The organism is Streptomyces olivaceus (genome assembly GCF_000721235.1).
Classification (GTDB): domain Bacteria; phylum Actinomycetota; class Actinomycetes; order Streptomycetales; family Streptomycetaceae; genus Streptomyces; species Streptomyces olivaceus.
The window spans coordinates 1-4,501 of the sequence record NZ_JOFH01000087.1 but is presented as its reverse complement, the minus strand read 5'-3'; the positions used below and the strand labels follow the sequence as shown (position 1 = coordinate 4,501).

Here is a 4,501-nt window from a genome sequence, read left to right as displayed (position 1 = left end):
CTTGATCACACCAGCAACACCCGCCGCCGCCTGCGTGTGACCCACATTCGACTTCACCGACCCCAGCCACAACGGCCGCTCGGCATCCCGCCCCTGCCCGTACGTCGCCAGCAACGCCTCCGCCTCGATGGGGTCGCCGAGGACGGTGCCGGTGCCGTGCGCCTCCACCACGTCCACGTCCGAGGTGCCGAGCCCGGCGTCCGCCAACGCGGCGCGGATCACCCGCTGCTGCGCGGGGCCGTTCGGTGCCGTGAGGCCGTTCGACGCACCGTCCTGGTTGATCGCACTGCCCCGCACGACCGCGAGCACCCGGTGTCCGTTGCGCCGCGCGTCCGACAGCCGCTCCAGGACCAGGACGCCCGCGCCCTCGGCCATCCCTATGCCGTCGGCGTCCGCCGAGAAGGGCTTGCACCGGCCGTCGGTCGCAAGACCCCGCTGCCGAGCGAACTGGACGAAGGGGCCGGGGGTCGCCATGACGGTCACGCCGCCGGCCAGCGCGAGGTCGCACTCGCCCGACCGCAGGGCCCGGCCCGCCAGGTGGATCGCCACCAGCGACGACGAGCACGCCGTGTCCACCGTCACCGCCGGCCCCTCGAAACCGAACGTGTAGGCCACCCGGCCGGACAGGACGCTGCCCGCGCCGCCGGTCATGAGCAGGCCCTCGACGTGTCCGGGGGTCCGCTCCGGGGCCGGTGCGTAGTCGTGGTAGACCTGCCCCGCGAACACTCCGGTGCGGCTGCCGTGCAGGCCGTCGGCGTCGAGTCCGGCCTGTTCGAGGGCTTCCCACGAGGTTTCGAGGAGCAGCCGCTGCTGCGGGTCCATCGCCAGCGCCTCACGCGGCGAGATCCCGAAGAAGCCCGCGTCGAAGTCGCCCGCGTCGTAGAGGAAGCCCCCTTCGCGGGTGTACGAGGTGCCGGTGTGGTCCGGGTCGGGGTGGTAGAGCCCGTCGAGGTCCCAGCCGCGGTCCGCCGGGAAGCGGCCGATGCCGTCGGCGCCGGTGGCGGCCAGCTCCCAGAGTTCCCCGGGGCTGGTGACGCCGCCGGGATAGCGGCAGGCCATGCCGACGATCGCGAGGGGGTCGTCGGTGGGGGCGGCGGGCGCGGCCGGTTCCTCCTGCGGCGCCGCGCCGGGCAGCTGGTCCACCAGGTGGGCGGCCAGCTCCGTGGGGGTGGGGTGGTCGAAGACCAGTCCGGCGGGGAGGCGCAGTCCGGTGGCGTTGTTCAGCCGGTTGCGCAGTTCGAGTGCGCCGAGCGAGTCGAAGCCGGAGTCGCGGAAGGCACGCGTGGCGGGGACCCGGTCGGCCGAGGCATGGCCGAGTACGGCGGCGGCCAGGTCGCGTACGAGCCCGAGGGCCAGGTCGATCCGCTCGTCCGGTGTCAGGGCCGTCAGACGCTCGGTGAAGGTTCCGTCGCTGCCCGCGGGCCGTGGCGGGCGGACGAGTCCGCGCAGCAGTGGCGGGATCCCTTCGCTCTCCGCCTGTTCGCGTACCTGCCGGAGGTCCAGCCTGGTGGGCACGGCGAGCGGTGCGGGGTCCGCGACCGCCCGGTCGAACAGCGCGAGGGCCTGGTCCTCGGGCAGGGGCGCCACGCCCAGCCGGGCCAGCCTGGCGCGGTCGGTGGTGTCGAGACCGGAGGCCATGCCGCCGCTGACGTCGTCCTGGTCCCACAGGCCCCAGGCGTGGCTCTGTCCCGGCAGGCCGAGGCCGGTGCGGTGGGCGGCGAGTGCGTCCAGGAAGGCGTTGGCGGCGGCGTAGTTGGCCTGCCCCGCGCCGCCGAGGACGCCGGAGACCGAGGACATGAGGACGAACGCGGTCAGCGGCTCGTCGCGGGTGAGTTCGTGCAGGTTCCAGGCGGCGTCGACCTTGGGGCGCAGCACGGTCGTGAGCTGGTCGGGCGTCAGGGAGGTGACGACTCCGTCGTCGAGGACGCCCGCCGCGTGCACCACCGCGGTGGGGGTGTGCTCGGCGCGGACGCCCGCGAGCGCGGTCCGCAGGGCGCCGTGGTCCGCCGGGTCGCAGCCGAGGGTGGTCACCTCGCAGCCTGCCCCGGCGAGTTCGGCGGTGAGGTCGCGGGTCGCCTCGCCTCCCCGCCGGCTGACGAGGACGAGTCGGCGTACGCCGTGCTCACGGACCAGGCGCCGGGCGATCAGTCGGCCGATGTGTCCGGTGGCGCCGGTGAGCAGGACCGTGCTGTCGGGACCGAAGGGAGCGGTGGTGTCGTTGGCCCGGTCGGTGGAGCGCGTGAGGCGGGGGGCGTGCGCCCGGCCGGCGCGCAGGGCGACCTGGGGTTCGTCGCCCGCGGCGACGGCGGGCAGGAGGCGCAGCGACGCGGGGTCCCGGTCGGTGTCGGCGAGGAGGAACCGTCCGGGTGTCTCGGTGTGCGCGGTGCGCAGGAAGCCCCAGACGGTGGCGGCGGCGATGCCGGTCGCGGGGTTCGGGCCGGCCGCTCCCTCGGTGACGGCGAGCAGCCGGGTGCCGGCCAGCCGTTCGTCGAGGAGCAGGGCGCGGGCGGTCGCCAGGGCCGTGGCCGTGTGGTCGTGCGCCGCGGTCACGGTGTCGTCGTGCCGGTCGCCGACGGTCCACACGAGGAGGTCGGGCGCGGTGGCGCCGGCGTCGAGGGCGGCGAGCAGCCCGTCGAGGTCGCGGTAGGCGTCCGGTGCGGCGCCGGCACCGCGGAGCGCTTCGAGTACGGGTGCGCCGTCGCCGTCGCCCAGTACGGCCCACAGGCCGGTGGGGCGTTCCTCGCGGGGCGGCGTCAGCGGTTCCCATTCCACGGCGAACAGGGAGCGGGCCGCCGCACCGTGCGACGCGGTGAGCCGCGCGGTGTCGGCGGGCCGCAGGGTGAGGGAGCCGATGCTCGCGACCCGCCGCCCCGACGGGTCGGCGAGGTCGAGGGCGACGGCGGAGTCGCCGGAGCGGGTGATCCGGGCGCGCAGCACGCGGGCTCCGGGTGCGTGCACGGCGACGTCGTCGAAGGCGTACGGCAGGCGCACTCCGTCCTCGGAGCGGGTGGTGGTGACCACGGCGTGCAGGACGGCGTCGAGGAGTGCCGGATGGAGGGTGAAGCCCTCCTCGTCCGGGGACGCCGGCTCTCCGTGCTCGGGCAGTCGCGCCTCCGCGTAGACGGTGCCGTCGGGGGCGTGCCAGAGGCGGGCGAGTCGCTGGAAGGCGGGGCCGTAGACGTAGCCGTCGTCGGCCAGTTCGTCGTAGAGGCCGGTGAGGTCGGTCTCGGTGGTGCCGGGGGGCGGCCAGGTGGCGGCCCACTGGGGTTCGGCGGGGTCAGGGGCGGGGGCGTCCGCGCGGAGCGCCGCCGTCGCGTGGTGGACCCAGGGGGCGGCGGAGTCCCGGGTGTCCGGGCCGGCGTCGGTGCCGGGGCGGCTGTGCACGGTCGCGGTCGCGCCGTCGGGGCCGTCGGGGGTGACGGTGACCTGGAGGTCCGTGGTGTCGCTTCCGGTGGGCAGCGGCAGCGGGGCGTGCAGGGTGAGTTCACCGACGTGAGGGGTGCCGTACCGTTCGCCCGCGTGCACCGCCAGTTCGAGGAGGGCGGTTCCCGGCAGGAGCGGGAGGGTGCCGACGGCGTGGTCGTGGAGCCAGCGGTGGCGGTGCGGGGTGAGTCGTCCGGTCAGGACGAGGCTCTCGTCGGTGGCGGTACGCAGGGCCGCGCCGAGCAGCGGGTGGCGGGCCGGGGTGAGTCCGGCGGACGCGACGTCCGGGGCGCCGGTGCCGGTGCCGGTGTCGAGCCAGTAGCGTTCGTGCTGGAAGGCGTACGTGGGCAGCGGGACGTGGCGGGCTCCGGTACCGGTGTGGATCCGGGTCCAGTCCACGGGGATGCCGTGCGTGAAGACGGCGCTCAGAGAGGTCAGCAGGCGTCGCAGGCCGCCGTCGCCGAGGACCAGCGAGCCGGTCACGACCGCGTCCCGGCCCGCGTCCTCCAGTGTCTGCGTCACGCTCCCGGCAAGCACCGGGTGGGCGCTGCACTCCACGAAGGCGTCGAAGCCGTCGGCGGCGAGTTCCCGTACCGCTTCCTCGAAGCGGACCCGGTGGCGGAGGTTGCGCACCCAGTAGGCGGCGTCCGGCACTTCGTCGCCGAGCCAGTCGCCGGTGACCGTCGAGAAGAACGGCACCCGGGCGCGGCCCGCGCGGACGGGGGCCAGGTCCGGGAGGATCCGGTCGGTGAGCGCGTCCACCTGTGCGGAGTGGGAGGCGTAGTCGACGGGGATGCGGCGGGCCCGGACGCCGCGGGCCTCGCAGTCGGCCATCAGGGCGTCGAGGGCGTCGGTGCCGCCGGAGACCACGGTGGATCCGGGCCCGTTGACCGCGGCGACCGTGACCTCCTCCCCGTAGCCGGCGAGTATCCCCTCCACCTCGGCGAGGGGCCGCTGCACGGCGACCATGCCGCCGTGTCCGGCGAGTTCCGCGGCGATCGCCCGACTGCGCAACGCCACCACCCGCGCACCATCCTCCAGACTCAACGCACCCGCCACCACCGCAGCCGCAATCTCA

At 75.4% G+C, this 4,501-nt stretch carries 1 protein-coding gene; it reads right to left on the bottom strand.

What is annotated here, in order from left to right:
* Positions 1–4,501 (bottom strand): type I polyketide synthase (locus IG94_RS0137780; protein WP_031048561.1); only part of this gene is annotated, 4,501 nt, incomplete at both ends.